Origin of the sequence: Cupriavidus sp. MP-37 (assembly GCF_020618415.1) — a bacterium.
Classification (GTDB): Bacteria; Pseudomonadota; Gammaproteobacteria; order Burkholderiales; family Burkholderiaceae; genus Cupriavidus.
The window spans coordinates 147,963-165,755 of the sequence record NZ_CP085345.1 but is presented as its reverse complement, the minus strand read 5'-3'; the positions used below and the strand labels follow the sequence as shown (position 1 = coordinate 165,755).

Annotated in this window: 16 protein-coding genes; 11 read left to right on the top strand and 5 right to left on the bottom strand. The window is 69.5% G+C overall.

From position 1 onward, the window contains the following. Window positions 1–33: 33 nt before the first annotated feature. The 7 genes from LIN44_RS17350 (at window position 34) to gabD (ending at window position 7,663) form a co-directional block, all read left to right on the top strand. A complete protein-coding gene (locus LIN44_RS17350) occupies window positions 34–1,704 on the top strand; it encodes a GMC family oxidoreductase (protein WP_227315512.1) in 1,671 nt (556 codons plus the stop codon). Window positions 1,705–1,743: 39 nt separating this feature from the next. Continuing rightward, complete coding sequence (locus LIN44_RS17345) at window positions 1,744–2,655, top strand: TauD/TfdA family dioxygenase (protein WP_227315511.1); 912 nt, start codon at window positions 1,744–1,746, stop codon at window positions 2,653–2,655. A gap of 30 nt (window positions 2,656–2,685) precedes the next feature. Further along, the gene (locus LIN44_RS17340; RefSeq protein ID WP_227315510.1) at window positions 2,686–4,107 is read left to right on the top strand and encodes an aldehyde dehydrogenase family protein; all 1,422 of its coding nucleotides are present in this window, start codon (window positions 2,686–2,688) and stop codon (window positions 4,105–4,107) included. A 196-nt stretch (window positions 4,108–4,303) separates the two neighbouring features. Then, window positions 4,304–5,530, top strand: coding sequence for an AI-2E family transporter (locus LIN44_RS17335; RefSeq protein WP_227315509.1), 1,227 nt, complete (start codon window positions 4,304–4,306; stop codon window positions 5,528–5,530). Window positions 5,531–5,637: 107 nt separating this feature from the next. Further along, window positions 5,638–5,853, top strand: a complete 216-nt coding sequence (locus LIN44_RS17330) for a hypothetical protein (RefSeq protein WP_227315508.1) — start codon at window positions 5,638–5,640, stop codon at window positions 5,851–5,853. Window positions 5,854–5,930: 77 nt separating this feature from the next. Continuing rightward, window positions 5,931–6,143 carry a DUF3079 domain-containing protein gene (locus LIN44_RS17325; protein WP_227315507.1) on the top strand — a complete coding sequence of 71 codons (213 nt, stop codon included), beginning with the start codon at window positions 5,931–5,933 and terminating at the stop codon, window positions 6,141–6,143. Window positions 6,144–6,214: 71 nt separating this feature from the next. After that, window positions 6,215–7,663 (top strand): NADP-dependent succinate-semialdehyde dehydrogenase, encoded by a 1,449-nt coding sequence (gabD, locus tag LIN44_RS17320; protein WP_227315506.1) that lies wholly within the window; start codon window positions 6,215–6,217, stop codon window positions 7,661–7,663. Between the two features lie 11 nt (window positions 7,664–7,674). On the opposite strand, the gene LIN44_RS17315 is transcribed toward gabD, so the two are convergent. The 3 genes from LIN44_RS17315 to LIN44_RS17305 are packed head-to-tail and all read right to left on the bottom strand — an operon-like array spanning window position 7,675 to window position 9,691. Next, window positions 7,675–8,505: a hypothetical protein gene (locus LIN44_RS17315; protein ID WP_227315505.1), complete on the bottom strand. Its 831-nt coding sequence runs from the start codon at window positions 8,503–8,505 to the stop codon at window positions 7,675–7,677. 27 nt (window positions 8,506–8,532) lie between these two features. Then, complete coding sequence (flhD, locus tag LIN44_RS17310) at window positions 8,533–8,886, bottom strand: flagellar transcriptional regulator FlhD (RefSeq protein WP_227315504.1); 354 nt, start codon at window positions 8,884–8,886, stop codon at window positions 8,533–8,535. A 1-nt stretch (window position 8,887) separates the two neighbouring features. Beyond that, window positions 8,888–9,691 carry a Crp/Fnr family transcriptional regulator gene (locus LIN44_RS17305; protein ID WP_227315503.1) on the bottom strand — a complete coding sequence of 268 codons (804 nt, stop codon included), beginning with the start codon at window positions 9,689–9,691 and terminating at the stop codon, window positions 8,888–8,890. Window positions 9,692–9,940: 249 nt separating this feature from the next. Between LIN44_RS17305 and LIN44_RS17300 the strand changes: the two genes are divergently transcribed. Together LIN44_RS17300 and LIN44_RS17295 are read left to right on the top strand one after the other, a co-directional pair. Continuing rightward, window positions 9,941–11,938 carry a PAS domain-containing sensor histidine kinase gene (locus LIN44_RS17300; protein ID WP_227315502.1) on the top strand — a complete coding sequence of 666 codons (1,998 nt, stop codon included), beginning with the start codon at window positions 9,941–9,943 and terminating at the stop codon, window positions 11,936–11,938. A gap of 113 nt (window positions 11,939–12,051) precedes the next feature. Then, window positions 12,052–13,032, top strand: a complete 981-nt coding sequence (locus LIN44_RS17295; RefSeq protein WP_227315501.1) for a tripartite tricarboxylate transporter substrate binding protein — start codon at window positions 12,052–12,054, stop codon at window positions 13,030–13,032. Window positions 13,033–13,049: 17 nt separating this feature from the next. On the opposite strand, the gene LIN44_RS17290 is transcribed toward LIN44_RS17295, so the two are convergent. Together LIN44_RS17290 and LIN44_RS17285 are read right to left on the bottom strand one after the other, a co-directional pair. Beyond that, a complete protein-coding gene (locus tag LIN44_RS17290; RefSeq protein ID WP_227315500.1) occupies window positions 13,050–13,880 on the bottom strand; it encodes an IclR family transcriptional regulator in 831 nt (276 codons plus the stop codon). After that, entirely contained in the window at window positions 13,877–14,704 is an 828-nt protein-coding gene (locus tag LIN44_RS17285; RefSeq protein WP_227315499.1) for an IclR family transcriptional regulator, read from the bottom strand. Before LIN44_RS17285 ends, LIN44_RS17290 begins: the two co-directional genes overlap by 4 nt. A gap of 314 nt (window positions 14,705–15,018) precedes the next feature. On the opposite strand from LIN44_RS17285, the gene LIN44_RS17280 reads away from it, so the two are divergent. Further along, window positions 15,019–15,978, top strand: a complete 960-nt coding sequence (locus LIN44_RS17280) for an MBL fold metallo-hydrolase (protein WP_227315498.1) — start codon at window positions 15,019–15,021, stop codon at window positions 15,976–15,978. A gap of 59 nt (window positions 15,979–16,037) precedes the next feature. Next, window positions 16,038–17,789, top strand: coding sequence for an FAD-dependent oxidoreductase (locus LIN44_RS17275; protein WP_227315497.1), 1,752 nt, complete (start codon window positions 16,038–16,040; stop codon window positions 17,787–17,789). Window positions 17,790–17,793 lie beyond the last annotated feature (4 nt).

Here is a 17,793-nt window from a genome sequence, read left to right as displayed (position 1 = left end):
CCCCGCTTGCTGGCCACTCAGGAGACACTGCAATTGAAAACCAGGGCAAATGACACCGCCAGCGCGCCGGCGGAGTTCGACTACATCGTCATCGGCGCCGGATCGGCGGGCTGTGCCGTCGCCGCGCGCCTGGCCGAGGATGCCGGCATCACCGTGGCGCTGCTCGAGGCCGGCCCGCATGACCATCATTACGCGATCTGGGCGCCGGTCGGCATCGCCGCCGTGGTACGCAAGGCCGGGCCGCGCAACTACGCCTACTACACCGAGCCGCAGCCGGGCCTGAACGGCCGCCGCTCCTACCAGCCGCGCGGGCGTGGCCTGGGCGGCAGCTCCTCGATCAACGGCATGGTCTATATCCGCGGCCACCGGCGCGACTATGACGACTGGGCTGCGCTGGGCTGCCGCGGCTGGGGTTTCGACGACGTACTGCCCTACTTCCGCCGCAGCGAGCGCAATCCCCGGCTGGGCGGCAAGCACGATCCGCTGCATGGCGACGACGGACCGCTGCACGTCAGCGACCTGCGCTCGCCCAACCCGTTCGCGCAGCGCTTCGTCGAGGCGGCGATCCAGGCCGGACTGCCGCGCAACGACGACTTCAACGGCGCCACCCAGGAGGGCGCGGGCCTGTACCAGGTGACGCAGCGCAACGGCGAGCGCTGGAACGCGGCGCGGGCCTACCTGCACAGCGGCAACGCCGCCGATTCAGCGCTGAATGGTGGCCGCCGCGGACTGGCGGTGATGACCGATACGCAGGCGCTGCGCATCGTGTTCGACGGCAAGCGCGCGACCGGCGTGGAGGTGGTCCGCGGCGGCACCGTGCAGGTGCTGCGCGCGCGGCGCGAGATCGTGGTCAGCGGCGGCGCCTTCAATTCGCCGCAGCTGCTGCTGGCCTCCGGCATCGGCCCGGCCGCGCACCTGCGCGAAGTCGGCGTCGACGTGGTCCATGAGTTGCCGGGCGTGGGCGAAAACCTGCAGGACCACCTCGACATCATCGTCAACAAGCAGCTGCAGACCACCGAGCTGTTCGGCAAGACCGGACGCGGCATGCTGCGGCTGGCGCGCGAGGTGATGCGCTACCGGCGCACCCGCACCGGCATGGTCACATCCAATATTGCCGAGGCCGGCGCGTTCCTGCGCAGCCGTCCCGAACTGGAGATTCCCGACGTGCAGCTGCACTTCGCGGTAGCGCTGCTGGGTAACCGCAACCTGGGCAATCTCGGCCACGGCTATTCCTGCCATGCCTGCGTGCTGCGCCCGAAGAGCCGCGGCCACGTGCGCCTGCGCAGCGCCGACATGCGCGACGCGCCGCTGATCGACCCGCGTTTTCTTTCGGCCGAGGAAGACATGGCCGGCATGGTCGAAGGGGTGCGCGCGATTCGCCGCATCTTTGCCCAGCCCGCGCTGGCGCAGCACGGCGGGCGCGAGATACTGACCGACGCCTTCGGCCCCGACAGCAGCAACGAGGCGGCAATCCAGGACTTCGTGCGCAACCATGCCGATACGGTCTACCACCCGGTCGGCACCTGCAAGATGGGCGTCGACGACATGGCGGTGGTCGACCCGGAACTGCGCGTGCGCGGCGTGCAGGGCCTGCGCGTCGCCGATGCCTCGATCATGCCGACCCTGGTCGGCGGCAACACCAACGCGCCGGCCATCATGATCGGCGAGAAGGCCGCGGACCTGATCAAGGCCGCGCTCCGCTAAGCCCCCTGCATTGGCACACCACACTTCAAGGAGACAACCATGCAAGCCACCACAGCCGCCAGCATCAGCCCGCAAGCCTACCGCGAGCTGGAGCAGGAACCGTTTCCCTTTACCGTGCGCCGCTGCACGCCGACCATCGGCGCCGAGGTCGAGGGCATCGATTTCCGCGAGGACTTCGACCACGACACCTATCTCTCGCTGCGCCGCGCACTGCTGAAGTACAAGGTCCTGTTCTTCCGCAACCAGGCCATCACGCCGGCCCAGCACGTTGCGGTGGCGCGGCGCTTCGGCGAACTCGAAGTCCACCCGATGTTCACCAACCATCCCGAGCATCCGGAACTGGTGGTGTTCGGCCGCAACGACAAGACCCGCGGCCGCGAGAACCTGTACCACTCCGATGTGTCGTGGCGCGAGATCCCGTCGATGGGCTCGATGCTGCGCTGCCTGGAGTGCCCGGAGGTTGGCGGCGACACCATCTGGATCAACATGGCCGCGGCCTACGACAACCTGCCGCAGGAGATGAAGGACCGCATCGCCAATCTGAAGGCGGTGCACGACGCCATGCCGGCATTCGGCACCGCGCTGAGTGAGGAAAAATACGCCGAGATGCGCGCCAAGTATCCGCCCATGGTGCATCCGGTGGTACGCACCCATCCGGAAACCGGCGAGAAGATCCTGTTCGTCAACGAAGCCTTCACCACGCATTTCGCCAACTTCGCCAAGGAACAGCCGTACCGCTTCGGTTCCGATTTCCGGCCAGCCGAACTGGACCTGATGCAATACCTGTACCGCCAGGCTGCCGCGCCCGAATACCAGGTGCGGCTGCGCTGGCAGCCCGACACGATCGCGCTGTGGGACAACCGCTCCACGCAGCATTACGCCGTGCAGGACTACTTCCCCGCGGTGCGCCACATGAACCGCGCCACCATCATCGGCGACCGTCCGGTCTGAGCCGGCACCAACCCAACGAGGCAAGCGGACATGCATAGCGTCGACAAGTTCTATATCCAGGGCCAATGGGTGCAGCCCGCCGAGGGCGCCACCCGGGCCGACCTCATCGACCCGGCCACCGAAGCGGTCGCGGGCCAGCTCGCCATGGGCACCGCCGCCGACGTGGACCGCGCCGTCGCCGCCGCGCGCGAGGCCTTCCCCGCGTGGTCGGTATCCACCCGCGACATGCGGATCGCGCTGCTCGAGCGCATCATCGCCGCCTACCAGGCGCGCCTGCCCGAGCTGGCGCAGGCGGTGCGCCAGGAGATCGGCGCGCCGATCACGCTGGCCACCAACCTGCAGGCCGCCATCGGGCTGGCGCAGCTGCAGGCAACGCTGCAGGCGCTGCGCGACTTTGCCTTCGAAAGCCCGCGCGGCAAGAGCCAGGTGTTGCGCGAAGCCATCGGCGTGGCCGCGCTGATCACACCATGGAACTGGCCGCTGAACCAGATCGCGGCCAAGGTGGCGCCGGCGCTGGCGGCGGGCTGCACGGTGGTGCTCAAGCCATCGGAGATCGCGCCGCTGGACGCGCAGATCTTTGCCGAGATCATGGATGCCGCCGGCACGCCGCCGGGCGTGTTCAACATGATCTATGGCGAAGGCCGCGTGGTGGGCGCCGCGCTGTCGTCGCATCGCGACGTCGACATGGTGTCGATCACCGGCTCGACCCGCGCCGGCGTGGAAGTGGCCATCAGCGCCGCGCCCACGGTCAAGCGCGTGGCGCAGGAACTGGGCGGCAAGTCGCCGCTGATCATCCTCGACGATGCCGACTTGCAGGCCGCGGTGACCAGCGGCGTGTCCCAGTGCATGGTCAATTCCGGCCAGACCTGCGTGGCGCCCACGCGCGTGCTGGTGCCGCGCGCGCGCTACGAGGAGGCGGTACAGATCGCGGCGGCGGTCGCCAATGCGGTGAAGGTCGGCGACCCGTCCGATCCCGAGACCAGGATGGGCCCGATCTCCAACCGCGGCCAGTATGACAAGGTGCAGCGCCTGATCGGGATCGGCATCGAGGAAGGCGCGCGGCTGGCGGCCGGCGGCCCGGGCCGTCCGGACGGCATCGAGCGCGGTTTCTATGCCCGCCCGACCATCTTTGCCGATGTGCGCAATGACATGGCCATTGCCCGCGAGGAAATCTTCGGGCCGGTGCTGTGCCTGTTGCCGTATGACAGCGAAGAGGAAGCCGTCGCCATCGCCAACGACACGGACTTCGGCCTGGCCGCCTATGTCGCCTCGTCCGACCCGGCGCGCGCGCGCAGGCTGGCGGCGCGGCTGCGCGCCGGCAACGTGCGCATCAATGGCGCGATGATGGATATCACCGCGCCGTTCGGCGGCTACAAGGCTTCCGGCAACGGCCGCGAGTACGGCCCCGAAGGCATCGCCGAGTTCCTTGAAACCAAGACCGTGACCGGCTGAAGCCACGGCCGTCCGTCCACGCACCGCCCGGCCGCCAGCGCACCCCGCTGGACGCCGGGCGGTGTCGTTTGTGCGGCGCATGCGCCCGCACTGCCGCGCTTGTCTGACATCGGCAGGCGGCGGCGTCCGACAGCCAACGCCTGCCGGACAGCTATCTTCGAGGGTAGCGCCAGGCCTTTTGCCGAAGCGCCCGGCTATGTCAACCGTTCCCGATCCCACCGCACCGGGGCTGCCGCCCGCGCAGCCCGTCCCGCGCCTCACCGACGACGGCCGCCCCGACGGCGCCGGCGCCGGTCCGACTGCGTCCGCGTCCGCGCCCGCGCCCGCGCTGTTGACCGATGCCGCGGTCGCCGGCGCGCTGCATCGTGCCAGCACGGCGCTGATGGTGCTGGCGGTGCTGTTCTCGCTGTACGCCGTGCACGTGGCGCGCGATTTCCTGGTGCCGGTGGTGATCGCGGTGGTGATGGCCTACCTGCTGGACCCGCTGGTGTGCGCGCTGCAGCGGCTGGGGCTGGCGCGCTCGCTGGCCAGCACCATCGTGCTGCTGGCATTGCTCGCCGCCCTGCTCAGCGGCGCCTACCTGCTGCAGGGCCAGGTCGAATCGATGGTCAACAGCCTGCCGGAGATGGCAAGCAAGCTGTCGCGTTCCGTGGGTGCGCTGCTCAGCGGCGACGACTCGATGTGGCAGAAGATACGCCGCGCCGCCACCGTGCTCAGCGGCACCGGCCAGCCGCCGCCGGCGCGCGGCACCCAGGTGGTGGTGGAGCAGTCGGCGGGCCAGATCAACAACATGCTGCTCGCCGGCTCGGTCAGCATCTTTACCATGGCGGCGCAGGCGGTGGTGGTGGTGTTCCTGCTGTATTTCCTGATGCTTGCCGGGGATACCTTCAAGCGCAAGTTCATCAAGATGGTCGGCACCACCATCTCGCAGAAGAAGATCAGCGTGCACATGCTGGACGAGGTCAACCGCTCGATCCGCCGGTACATGGGCATGCTGGTGGTGACCAACGCCGGCCTTGGCGTCTGCACCTGGCTGCTGCTGAAATGGCTTGGGGTCGACAACGCCGGCAGCTGGTCGATTGCGGCGGCGGCATTGCATCTGGTGCCCTACTTCGGCGCGCTGGCGATCGCGGTCTGCCTGGGCATGGTGACCTTCATGCAGTTCGGTACGCTCGGCATGGCTGCCGCGGCAGCAGGCGGTTCGCTGCTGATCGCGACCCTGATCGGTTCGGTCATCACCACCTGGATGACCGGCCGCATGGCGCGCATGAACGCCGTGGCGGTGTTCGTGGCGCTGCTGCTGTTCACGTGGTTGTGGGGCGTGTGGGGCATGCTGCTCGCGATTCCGCTGATTACCATCGCCAAGGTGGTGGCGGATCACATTGAAGGCATGGAAGTGGTGGCCGAGTTCCTTGGCGAGTAGCGTGCGTTCGCGCACCTGTCGCAGCGGAACTGCACCGCTATACTGAAACAGCGATTGCTGCACCACAGCATTAACGGGCACGGCAATGCGCGCGGAGGAAAACCACCATGTCTCTATGCGACCTGTGCGCGTCGCAGCTCGACCGCCCCGGCCATGTGCCGCCGCATCCGCGGCTGGCGATATCGGCGACGCTGCGCATGGCGAGCGGCCAGAATGCGTTCGTGTACCGCTGCGGCCACTGCGGCGAGACCCTGCTGCTGTCATCCGACGACGGTGAAGCGCCCGACCGCTGGACACGCCTGGACGCGGAAGGCTGGCGCTGACCGAGCGCCACAGCGTGATGATGCCGCCTTGATCCAGCACAAGACCGAGATCGGGAGCGTCGACATAATGGCCGATCATGGCCAAGAAATTTCCCCTCTACCCCAGCCATCCCGAGCGCATCTGCTGGGGCTGCGACAAATACTGTCCGGTCGATGCCATGCGCTGCGGCAATGGCTCCAGCCGCACCCAGCATCCCGTCGAACTGCTCGGCGACGACTGGCTCGAATGCGGCGACTGGGGCATCGAGCCGCCGTCCGCCACGCCACCGTCCGGAACCACCTCCAGGTAGCAGGATTACAATCGTTGTCTCCGGCTTAACGATAAGACCCGGCGCCAGCGCCGGCATACACCGAGACAACCATGCTGAATCTCCAGGACTCCTCGCTGCTGCGGCAGCAATGCTTGATCGACGGCCGCTGGATCGATGGCGAGCGCCGCATCGATGTGACCAACCCCGCCACCGGCGAGCGCGTCGGCCAGGTGCCGCAGCTGGGCGCCGCCGAAACCCGCCAGGCCATCGAGGGCGCCAACCGCGCGCTGCCGGCATGGCGCGCGCGCACCGCCAAGGAACGCTCGGCGCTGCTGCGCAAATGGTTCGAGCTGATCATGGCGAACCAGGAAGACCTGGCCCGCATCATGACCGCGGAGCAAGGCAAGCCGATCGCCGAGGCGCGCGGCGAGATCGCCTACGCGGCCTCGTTCATCGAATGGTTTGCCGAGGAAGGCAAGCGGGTCTATGGCGATACCATTCCCGCCCCGGTCAGCAACCAGCGCATCGTGGTGACCAAGGAGCCGGTCGGCGTCTGCGCCGCGATCACGCCGTGGAATTTTCCCGCCGCCATGATTACCCGCAAGGCAGGCCCGGCGCTGGCGGTAGGCTGCACCATGGTGCTCAAACCCGCCTCGCAGACGCCGCTGACGGCGCTCGCGCTGGTGGCGCTGGCCGAGCGCGCCGGCATTCCGGCCGGCGTGCTGTCGGTGGTGACCGGCTCGGCCAGCGCGATCGGCGGCGAGATGAGCAGCAATCCGCTGGTGCGCAAGCTGACCTTCACCGGCTCGACCGAAGTCGGCCGCACGCTGATGGCGCAGACCGCTGCCACCATCAAGAAGGTGTCGATGGAACTGGGCGGCAATGCGCCCTTTATCGTGTTCGACGATGCCGACCTCGACGCCGCCGTGGAAGGCGCGATCGTCTCGAAGTACCGCAACGCCGGACAGACCTGCGTCTGCGCCAACCGCATCTATGTGCAGTCCGGCGTGTATGACGCGTTTGCGCAGAAGCTGGTTGCCGCGGTGGCGGCGCTGAAGGTGGGCAACGGCATGGAAGACGGCGTGCGCATCGGTCCGCTGATCGACGACAAGGCCGTGGCCAAGGTGGAAGAGCATATCGCCGATGCGCTCGGCAAGGGCGCGCGCCTGCTGCAGGGCGGCCAGCGCCACGCGCTCGGCCATTCTTTCTTCCAGCCGACCGTGCTGGCCGACGTCGCGCCCGGCATGCTGGTCGCGCGCGAGGAAACCTTCGGCCCGCTGGCGCCGCTGTTCCGCTTCGACACCGAGGACGACGTGGTCGCCATGGCCAACGATACCGAGTTCGGCCTGGCCAGCTACTTCTATGCGCGCGACCTGGGCCGGGTCTGGCGCGTCTCCGAACGGCTGGAATACGGCATGGTCGGGGTCAACACGGGGCTGATCTCGAACGAGGTCGCGCCGTTCGGCGGCGTCAAGCAATCGGGCGTGGGCCGCGAGGGCTCGCATTACGGCATCGACGATTACCTGGTCATCAAGTACACCTGCATGGCAGGCATCTGAGCAAGCGCCCTTCAGCCCGCCGTGCCGGCTGCGTGCCGGCACGGCTGCTGCGGCGCCAGCCGGCAGCTGTCCCGAAAGCGCGCGATCTGGTCGTGCACCTGCCGCATCTGTTCGATCTGGTAGCTGGCGCGCTCGCGGCTGTAGCGGCTGCCGGACTCATGCAGCGCCTCGTCCGCGGCGCGGGCCAGGCCTTCCAGCGCCTGCGCCAGCGCGCGGCCCTCGACGCTGCGGTGCCGCCGCAGGCGCCAGGACAAGGCCTCCTGGCCCTGGTCCAGCAGGTTCTGCTGCAGAAGGCCGAGCCGCTGGGCAAGGCCCTGCGCGTCATGCAGGACCGACAGATAAGCGCAGACGACCGCGAGCCGCTGCTGCATCTCGCCGCCGGACAGCAGCTCGCGCGCGCAGTCAGCCCAGGCCTGCGCCTCGGGCCCGGGCGCTTGCCCGCGGCAATCGCCCACATAGACGGCCAGCGGCAGCACCGACACCGCCAGCCCGGGCGGCAGCACGCTGGTGAAACGGCTGGCGACGGCCTGCTGCACGGTGCGGTCCAGGGCGCAGCAGGCCTGCATGTCGGCGTCGACATAGAAGTCGAGCGCCGGCTGCCGGCCGTCGCCCACCGAGACCACCGCGCGCACCGGCGGGTGCCCCGCCATCGCCAGGGTTTCCAGGCCGGCTTCGATGCAGCCCTGCTCGGCGGCCTCGGCGCCGAGCGCCTGGACGATGTCCTGCATCTGCAGCGTGCCGGCGATTTCAGTGCGGTCGGCGGCGGGCAGCCACCCGCCGCGACGGTCTGTGGCCATGGTGATCCGCTTCAGCTCGACATGCGTGATCGCATTGCCCGTCATATACCCTCCGATTCCAGAAGTCGTGTCTCAATCGCGCCGCGATGCCATCACGATGGCGGCATGCATGCCTGGCAAGGCGTGCGGCGGCTCAGTCCCGGTCAGCGTGGCCACCAGCAGGCTGTCATCCAGCCGGAAGCGGCACAGCACCAGGCTGGAACGCGCCAGCGCCACGATCTGCGGCGCCGTCAGCGCTGCCAGAAGGCGTCCCAGCTCGCGCCCGAGGCCGAGCCGGAACAGTGCCTCGGCCTCGTTTTCGCGCATCAGCCGCTGTACCAGCAGCAGGTAGGACAGGTTCAGCGCCTCGACCTGCCGCAGGCTGTCCGCGTCCGCTTCGTGGTGCGTGTCGGGCGCGCTGGCACCGGCAGGCCTGGCCTGTTCCATGTCAGCCTTGCGCGGGTGCCGCTGCGCCGCCCGCCAGCGGCAAGCGTGGCGCGGGCGCGTGGACGAGGATCATCGGGCGCGCGGCAATGGCGCGCAGCGCGGGCTTGTCGAGCAGCGTGATGGTGCGGTGCCGTACCGTGATCAGGCCGACGTCCGCCAGCCGCGAGAACTGCCGGCTGACCGTTTCCAGCGTCAGGCCGATAAAGCTGCCGATTTCCTCGCGGCTCATGCGCAGCACGAAGGCCGACGATGAAAAGCCGCGCAGCGCGAAGCCGTCGGCCAGCCACAGCAGGAAGGTCACCAGCCGCTCTTCGGCAGTCATCAGCGCCAGCATGGTCTGCACCGCCCGCGCGCGCTGCAGCTCGCCGTCCAGCGCCGCCAGCAATTGCCTGCCGAGCGGCGCCAGCGTGGCCGCGGCGAGGCGCAGCGCGTCGACGGTGAACAGGCACAGCTTGGTGTCTTCGAGCGCGGTGGCGTACGACGCATAGTGCGGGCGCACCAGGCTGTCGAGTCCGACCATGTCGCCGGGGAAGTGGAAGGCGACCACCTGGGTGCGCCCGTCTTCGGTGGTGACATGGGTCTTGATGGTGCCGACGCGAATGGCATAGACCGATGTCACCGGGTCGCCCAGCAGGTACAGGAACTCGCCCTTGCGCAGGCAGACCGTGCGTTGCGCGCCTTCCGTGCCTGCCGTGCCCCGTTGCGGGCCGCCCGGCTTGCACTCAGGGCAGGCGCCGGCCATCCGGCAGCACGTGCTGCACGGCATGGCTTTGCGCTGCGGCTGGCGATCGTCGGACTGTGTCATCGGCGCTGAGGGATGGAGGCCTGAAGAACCTGGTACGTCCATTCTAGGGAGCCACCCTGGCCAGACAATCCGTACATTCCGATTGCCATCACGGAAGCGTCTGACCTTGGCTTGCGCCGGCGCGCCGGGAAGTTTGTGCTGCACTTGACGATGCGGGCGGGTGCCAGCGAAGCGCCAGCAGGCGTATCCTTACCGCACGACCAGGATCGGATGTGCCGGTACATGCCGGCACGTCGCCCAGCCCATCCCATGACAAGACGCCCCGAGGATCCGCAACCCCATGCCGGCAACGCCAGCGCCCCAACCAGCGCCCCAACCAGCGGCGCGCAGCCCGGCAGCCCGGACGACCGCAACGCCGCGGACACCCCCTACCGGACGCTGGTGGAAGCCGTACAGGACTACGCCATCTTCACGCTCGACGTGGACGGCCATGTCTCCAGCTGGAACAAGGGCGCCGCGCGCATCAAGGGCTACCGGCGCGAGGAGATCCTGGGCAAGCATTTCTCGCAGTTCTATACGCCCGACGCTATCGCCCGCCGCTGGCCCGACGCGGAACTGAAGGCGGCCGCCGAACTGGGCCGCTTCGAGGACGAGGGCTGGCGCGTGCGCAAGGACGGCAGCCGCTTCTGGGCCAACGTCGTCATCACCGCCTTGCGCGATCCCGACGGCCGTCTGATCGGCTTCGGCAAGGTCACGCGCGACCTGACCGAGCAGCGCCGCGCTGCCGAGGCGCTGCGCCAGAGCGAAGAATCGCTGCGCCTGCTGGTGGAGGGCGTCAAGGACTACGCGATCTTCATGCTCGATCCGGGCGGCCATATCGCCAGCTGGAACTCGGGCGCGTCCTATATCAAAGGCTACCGGCGCGACGAGATCATCGGCCGCCATTTCTCGCTGTTCTATCCGCAGGAAGACGTCGCCGCGGGCAAGCCGGCCCGGCACCTGGACCTGGCCCGGCGCGCCGGGCGCATCGAGGACGAAGGCTGGCGCGTGCGCAAGGACGGTTCGCTGTTCTGGGCCAATGTCACGCTGACCGCCGTGTACGACGATTCGCGCGCGCTGCGCGGTTTTGCCGAGGTGACGCGCGACATGAGCGAACGCCGCCGCCGCGAGGAACTGGAACGCTCCAGCCAGCGCCTGAACGAATTCCTCGCCACGCTTTCGCACGAGCTGCGCAATCCGCTGGCGCCGGTGCGCAGCGCGCTGACCGCGATGCGGCTGGCGCCCGGCGACGGCGCGCTGGCCAACCAGAGCCTGGCGCTGATCGAGCGCCAGGTGACGCACCTGAGCCGGCTGGTCGACGACCTGCTCGACATCGGGCGCATCACCTCCGGCCGGATCGAGCTGCGCACCGGACCGGTGGAACTCGACGACATCATCGCGCTGGCGATCGAGGGCGCGCGCCCGGCGCTCGATGCCAAGTCGCAGCGCGTCGACGTGCAGCGCGCGCACGGCCCGATCCGCATGGATGCCGACAAGACGCGGCTGGTGCAGGTGTTGCAGAACCTGGTGCTCAATGCATCGAAGTTTTCACCGCCCGGCACCGTCGTGACGATTGCCACGGCGGTGCAGCACCGTACCCTCGAGATCCGGGTGGCGGACCAGGGCCGGGGCATCTCGCCGCATGCGCTCGAGGAAATCTTCCAGCTGTTCGTGCAGGAAGGCCGGCCCGGCACCGATGTGCAGGGCGGGCTGGGCATCGGCCTGTCGCTGTGCCGCTCGCTGGTGGAGCTGCACGGCGGCACCATCGCCGCCGCCAGTGCCGGGCCCGGGCTGGGCAGCACCTTCACCGTACGCCTGCCGCTGCCGGCCGCGCGCCAGCCTGACGCCCCGCGCGACGCCGCCCTGCCGGCGACCGACCACGCCAGCGCCGAGGTGAAGGTGCAGCGCATCCTGCTGGTCGACGACAACCGCGACGCCGCCGACAGCCTGGCGATGCTGCTCGAAATGTGCGGCCACGAGGTGACCATTGCCTACGACGGCTCCGAGGCCCTGCACGTGGCGCCGCGCTGCCGGCCGCATATCGCGCTGATCGACCTGGCCATGCCGGGCATGGACGGCTTCGAGGTGGTGCGCGCCATGCGCGGCGTGGCCGGCACCGAATCGACCCGTTTCGTCGCGCTGACGGGCTTTGGCCAGCCGGCCGACCGGGAGCATACCGAAGCCGCGGGCTTCGATGCGCACCTGGTCAAGCCGGTGGAGCTGGAAACCCTGTTCGGCACCATCGCGCGGCTGCGCCAGCCTGACTGATCGGCACTGCATCCGGCCGAACCCGACCTTCGCCAATCCCGAACCCGCACGCGCCGCCGCTGCGACACACTGACGCCCGTTCCATCGCAACAGATCAAGGAAAGGAGACAGCGATGCAGGGTTGGATCAGGCGTGCGGCCACGGGGCTGCTGTTTGCATGGGCGGCGACCGCCGCCGGCACCGCGCTGGCGGACTACCCCGACAAGCCGGTGCGGCTGGTGGTGCCGTTCCCGCCGGGCGGCGCCACCGACCTGCTGGCGCGCGAAATCGGCAACGCGCTGTCGGCGCGGCTGCACCAGCCGGTGGTGATCGACAACCGCCCCGGCGCCGGCGGCAACCTCGCGGCGATTGCGGTGGCGCGCGCGCCCGCCGACGGCTATACGCTGCTGTTCGGCACCTTCGGCTCGCTGGCGGTGAACAAGAGCCTGTATGACAAGCCCGGCTACGATCCGCTCAAGGACTTCGCGCCGGTGGCGTCGGTGGCTTACCTGCCCAACGTGCTGGTGGTGCATCCCAGCGTGCCCGCGCGCACCGTGCCGGAACTGCTGGCGCTGGCGCGCAAGGAGCCGGCCAAGCTCACCTACGGCTCGTTCGGCAACGGCTCGTCGTCGCACCTGGCGGGCGAGCTGTTCACGCACCTGGCTGGTGTCGATATCACGCATATTCCGTACAAGGGCAGCGCGGCGTCGATGACCGACCTGATCGGCGGGCGCATCACCATGATGTTCGACAGCGTCTCCACGGCACTGCCGTATATCCGCGACAAGCGCGTGCGCGCGCTGGCGGTGACCACGCAGAAGCCGTCCGAGCAGCTGCCCGGCGTGCCGACGCTGGCCGCCGCCGGCGTGCCCGGCTACGAACTGACCGCATGGTTCGGCGTGGCGGCTCCGGCCGGCACGCCGAAGGCGGTGATCGACCGTCTCAACGGCGAGATCGTCGACGCGCTGAAGCAGCCCGAACTGGCCGCCAGGCTGGCCAGCCAGGGCACGGTGCCCTTTCCCGCCACGCCGGCGCAGTTCGGCAGCTATATCCGCGCGCAATACGAGAAGTGGGACAGCCTGATCAAGTCCGCCAAGATCAAGCTCGATAACTGACCGCCAGGCCTGAGGCCTCAGCCAGCCTCGGGGGCGCCGAAGCGCCACGACAGCCGTGCCGCCGCCTGCCGCACCAGCGCGGCGGTGGCGCCGGCGGTGCTGCTGTCGAAGCTGCCGCTCGAACCCATCACCGCGATCACCAGCGCCAGGCTGCCGGTGTGGTCGAACACCGGCGCCGCCAGCGTGTCGATGCCCGGCACCGGATGGCTCAGCGCATTGTCGAGGCGCGCCGCACGCACCTGCGCCAGCCGCGCGGCGTAGGCCGGCGCCAGCTTGCCGCCGGGCCCGAGCACCTTGTCGGCGGCGGCGCCCGCCATGCGCAGCGCATCGTTCTGCAGCAGGCCCGCCAGCACGTTGGCCGGCAGGTGCGCCGCGACGGTGCGGCCGATCGCGGTATGGACCAGCGACAGCACCGTGCCCACGCGCAGGCTGACATGCTGCGGCCGCGCCGATTCTTCCAGCCGCACCACCGTGGGCCCGAGCGGCCCCAGCACCGCCATGGCCACGCTCAGGCCCGTGGTGCCGGCCAGCTCGATCACCTCCGGTTCGGCCTCGCGCGTCGGCGACAGCCGCTGCAGCGCGATCAGCCCCAGCTCCAGCGCCAGCGGTCCGCACCGGTAGTTGCCGGCGGCATCGCGCGCCAGCAGTCCGGTCTTCTGCAGGCTCACCAGGTGCGGAAATGCCTTGGCCGCCGGCATGCCCGCGGCCAGCGCCAGGTCGCGCAGCGGCAGCGGCCGCCCCGCGGCCACCAGCGCGCCGAGCAACTGGCCGGTGCTGTCAAGCGACTGGATGCCGCGCTGCGGCTTGCCGCCGTCCGGGTCCTGCGGGGTTTCGTTCGCGCCGCTCATGGCTGTTCACCGTTCGGTTCGCGCAGCGCCGCACCGATCTCCGCGCCCGCGGCGAGCAGCGCCCGCGCCGCCGCGCCGTGCCAGTCGACATCGATGGCGCCGGTCGATCCCACCAGCGTCAGCACCAGCCGCAACGCGCCGGCGCCGTCGAGCACCGGCACGCTGAGGCTGCTGACGGCGGGGCTGGGGGCATCGATGCTGCGCTCGATGCCGCGCGCGCGAATCTCCGCCAGCCTGGCGTTGAATGCAGCCAGGTCCGCCGCGGTGGCATCCGGCTGCTGCGCGTGCCACAACGGCTGCCACTGCGCCGGCGGCTGGAAGGCGCAGAACACGCGGCCGGTGGCGGTGGCGGCCAGCGCCATCACCGTGCCCACGTGCAGGTTGACGTGCAACGGCGCGCTGGCCGGCACATAGCGCACGATGGTCGGCCCCTGCGGCCCCGCCAGGCAGATCGCCACGCTGCAGCCCAGCGCCTGCGCCAGCGCATCGGCGCGCGGCAGCGCGGCGCGCCAGGCGGCGTCCTGCTCCAGGTGCAGCAGTCCCAGGCGCAGCGACAGCGGGCCGGGCTCGTAGCGGCCGGACAGGTGGTCGCGCTTGATCAGGCCCAGCCGCGCCAGGCTGACCAGATAGGCATGCGCCTGGGCCGGCGCCAGCTGCGCGGCCTCGGCCAGCGCCGCCAGCGGCATCGGCACGCGCGCCGCGGCCAGCGCCGCGAGCAGGCGCGCGCCCACCTCGACGCTCTGGATGCCGCGCTGCGCTTTGTCGGCGCGCGCCGGGGGCTCGCCTGACGGCTTTGCCCCCGCTCCTGCCCTGGGTCTGGCCATTGAGGTCCTGTGTGATCGGAAAAGCCGGATATTAATCGAACGCCTCCCCAATCCCGCCGTACGCGGGTTTACCCCGACATCAGCGCGGCCCCTGGTCGTCGCCACAATTATTTGTCATAGACGAATCATTTCGCTATTGATTAATTCACCGACCTTTCCTAAGATGGCATTACCCCGTCGCGACACGGCCGGCCAGGCCGTGCGAGATCCGGAAATCCATACGAACGGGGGCGAGACAGCCAGCGTCCTGCCGCGTGCACCACCATGCACTGCGGTCCGTGCCGTCTTGCCCTCCCACAAAAGGAAAAGACGCCATGTCCAAGGCATTCGCATCGCAGGCTGACCTGGAAGCCAAGCAGATCACCTTCACCCAGCTGTCCGACAACGCGTGGGCCTATACCGCCGAGGGCGACCCCAACTCCGGCGTGGTGATCGGCGACGACGGCGTGCTGATCGTCGACACCACCGCCACGCCGGCCATGGCGCAGGACCTGATCGCACGCATCCGCACCATCACCGACAAGCCGATCAAGTACGTGGTGCTGTCGCACTACCACGCCGTGCGCGTGCTGGGCGCGTCGGCCTACTTTGCCGAGGGCGCGCAGCAGATCATCGCCAGCCGCGGCACCTACGAGATGATCGTCGAGCGCGGCGAGGCCGACATGAAGTCCGAGATCGAACGCTTCCCGCGCCTGTTCGCCGGCGTCGAGACCGTGCCCGGCCTGACCTGGCCGACGCTGGTGTTCGAGAAGGAAATCACCCTGTTCCTGGGCCAGCTGGAAGTGCGCATCGCCCACCTGGGCTCGGGCCACACCAAGGGCGACACCGTGGTCTGGCTGCCGCAGCAGAAGGTGCTGTTCTCCGGCGACCTGGTCGAGTACGACGCCGCCTGCTACTGCGGCGATGCGCAACTGGCCGAATGGCCGGCCACGCTCGATGCGCTGCAGGCGCTGAACCCCGAGAAGCTGGTGCCTGGCCGCGGCCCCGCGCTGACCACGCCGGATGAAGTGAAAAAGGGCATCGCCTACACCAAGGACTTCGTCACCACGCTGTTCAAGTCGGGCCAGGAAGCGGTGGCGGAAAAGCTCGATCTGAAGGCCGCGATGGCGCACACGCGCCGCGCCATGGATCCGAAGTTCGGCCACGTCTTCATCTACGAGCACTGCCTCCCCTTCGACGTCTCGCGCGCCTATGACGAGGCCAGCGGCATGCGCCATCCGCGCATCTGGACCGCGCAGCGCGACAAGGAGATGTGGGCCGCGCTGCAGGACTGACGACGGCACCCCCACAAGCCATCGCACAACAGAGCTTTTCAGGTGGAGGAGACACAAGCATGAGCAGCATCGACTACCAGCGGCTGTCGTTCGCATACCAGCCCTGCGCGGAACAGCAGCGCGCCGGGCAATCCGCCCAATCCGCCGACGCCGCGCCCGCGGCGGTGCATCCGGTGGTCGTGGTCGGGGCCGGCCCGGTCGGGCTGGCCACCGCCATCGACCTGGCGCAACGCGGCGTGCGCGTGGTGCTGGTGGATGACGACTGCACGCTGTCGACCGGGTCGCGCGCGATCTGCTTTTCCAAGCGCACGCTCGATATCTTCGACCGTCTCGGCTGCGGCGAGCGCATGGTCGACAAGGGCGTGCGCTGGCATGTCGGCAGGGTGTTCCTGCGCGACGAGCAGGTCTACAGCTTCGACCTGCTGCCCGAGAGCGGCCATCGCCGTCCCGCCTTCATCAACCTGCAGCAGTACTACCTGGAAGGCTACCTGCTGGAGCGCGCACAGGCGCTGGCCAATATCGAGATCCGCTGGCGCAACAAGGTGGTCGGCGTGGAAAGCCGCGGCGGCACCGATGCCGGCGTGGTGCTGAGCGTCGAGACCCCCGACGGCTGCTACCCGCTGGCCGCGCGCTACGTGGTCGCCGCCGACGGCTCGCGCAGCCCGATGCGCAAGCTGCTGGGCCTGGACAGCAAGGGCCGCACCTTCCGCGACCGCTTCCTGATTGCCGACGTCAGGATGGAGGCCGATTTCCCGGCCGAGCGCTGGTTCTGGTTCGATCCGCCCTTCCATCCGCACCAGTCGGTATTGCTGCATCGGCAGCCGGACAATGTCTGGCGCATCGACTTCCAGCTGGGCTGGGACGCCGACCCGGTGCTGGAGAAATCCCCGGAGCGCGTGATTCCGCGGGTGCAGGCGCTGCTGGGCAAGGAGGTGAAGTTCGAGCTGGAGTGGGTCAGCGTCTACACCTTCTCCTGCCAGCGCATGGACAGCTTCCGCCACGGCAATATCCTGTTCGCCGGCGACGCCGCGCACGGGGTCTCGCCGTTCGGCGCGCGCGGTGCCAACAGCGGCGTGCAGGACGCCGAGAACCTGGCGTGGAAGCTGGCCTACGTGCTGCAAGGCCATGCCTGCGACCGGCTGCTGGACACCTACGCCAGCGAGCGCGAATTCGCCGCCGACGAGAACATCCGCAACTCCACCCGCTCGACCGACTTCATCACGCCCAAGAGCGCCGCCAGCCGCGTGTTCCGCGACGCGGTGCTGGCGCTGTCCAGGCGCCACGCGTTCGCGCGCGCCCTGGTGAACAGCGGCAGGCTGTCGGTACCGGCGGTGCTGCACGGCTCGCCGCTGAACACCGAGGACGCCGCGCCCGCTGCCGGCGGCAAGCTGGTGCCGGGCGCGGTCTGCTGCGATGCGCCGGTGTCCGGCGTGGGCGGCGCGGGCTGGCTGCTGTCGTACCTCGGCGGCGACTTCACCTTGCTGGTGTTCGGCAATCCGGAAGGCCTCGATGCCGGCACGCTGGCCGACCTGGCGGCGCTGAAGCAGGCCGGCACGCCGCTGCGGCTGGTCTATGTCACCGACGCCGCGCAGCCGCCCATGACCTGCAGCCACGCCACCGTGCTGCGCGACGACCAAGGCCTGGCGGCGGCACGCTACGGCGCCGCGCCCGGCACCTGCTACCTGATCCGTCCGGACCAGCATGTGTGCGCGCGCTGGCACCGTCCCGACCCGGCCGCGATCCGCGCCGCGCTGGCGCGCGCCACCGGCGCCGGGCTGCGCGCGCCGCAGCCGGGCCGCATGGCCGCCTGATTGC

What these genes read in the sequence shown, in the direction of transcription:
- LIN44_RS17345 (WP_227315511.1), top strand. Translation starts at nt 1,744, where the DNA reads ATGCAAGCCACCACAGCCGCCAGCATCAGCCCGCAAGCCTACCGCGAG.
- LIN44_RS17295 (WP_227315501.1), top strand. Translation starts at nt 12,052, where the DNA reads ATGCAGGGTTGGATCAGGCGTGCGGCCACGGGGCTGCTGTTTGCATGG.
- LIN44_RS17290 (WP_227315500.1), bottom strand. Translation starts at nt 13,880, where the DNA reads ATGAGCGGCGCGAACGAAACCCCGCAGGACCCGGACGGCGGCAAGCCG.
- LIN44_RS17285 (WP_227315499.1), bottom strand. Translation starts at nt 14,704, where the DNA reads ATGGCCAGACCCAGGGCAGGAGCGGGGGCAAAGCCGTCAGGCGAGCCC.
- LIN44_RS17315 (WP_227315505.1), bottom strand. Translation starts at nt 8,505, where the DNA reads ATGACGGGCAATGCGATCACGCATGTCGAGCTGAAGCGGATCACCATG.
- LIN44_RS17340 (WP_227315510.1), top strand. Translation starts at nt 2,686, where the DNA reads ATGCATAGCGTCGACAAGTTCTATATCCAGGGCCAATGGGTGCAGCCC.
- LIN44_RS17325 (WP_227315507.1), top strand. Translation starts at nt 5,931, where the DNA reads ATGGCCAAGAAATTTCCCCTCTACCCCAGCCATCCCGAGCGCATCTGC.
- flhD (WP_227315504.1), bottom strand. Translation starts at nt 8,886, where the DNA reads ATGGAACAGGCCAGGCCTGCCGGTGCCAGCGCGCCCGACACGCACCAC.
- LIN44_RS17330 (WP_227315508.1), top strand. Translation starts at nt 5,638, where the DNA reads ATGTCTCTATGCGACCTGTGCGCGTCGCAGCTCGACCGCCCCGGCCAT.
- LIN44_RS17305 (WP_227315503.1), bottom strand. Translation starts at nt 9,691, where the DNA reads ATGACACAGTCCGACGATCGCCAGCCGCAGCGCAAAGCCATGCCGTGC.
- LIN44_RS17300 (WP_227315502.1), top strand. Translation starts at nt 9,941, where the DNA reads ATGACAAGACGCCCCGAGGATCCGCAACCCCATGCCGGCAACGCCAGC.
- LIN44_RS17280 (WP_227315498.1), top strand. Translation starts at nt 15,019, where the DNA reads ATGTCCAAGGCATTCGCATCGCAGGCTGACCTGGAAGCCAAGCAGATC.
- LIN44_RS17335 (WP_227315509.1), top strand. Translation starts at nt 4,304, where the DNA reads ATGTCAACCGTTCCCGATCCCACCGCACCGGGGCTGCCGCCCGCGCAG.
- gabD (WP_227315506.1), top strand. Translation starts at nt 6,215, where the DNA reads ATGCTGAATCTCCAGGACTCCTCGCTGCTGCGGCAGCAATGCTTGATC.
- LIN44_RS17275 (WP_227315497.1), top strand. Translation starts at nt 16,038, where the DNA reads ATGAGCAGCATCGACTACCAGCGGCTGTCGTTCGCATACCAGCCCTGC.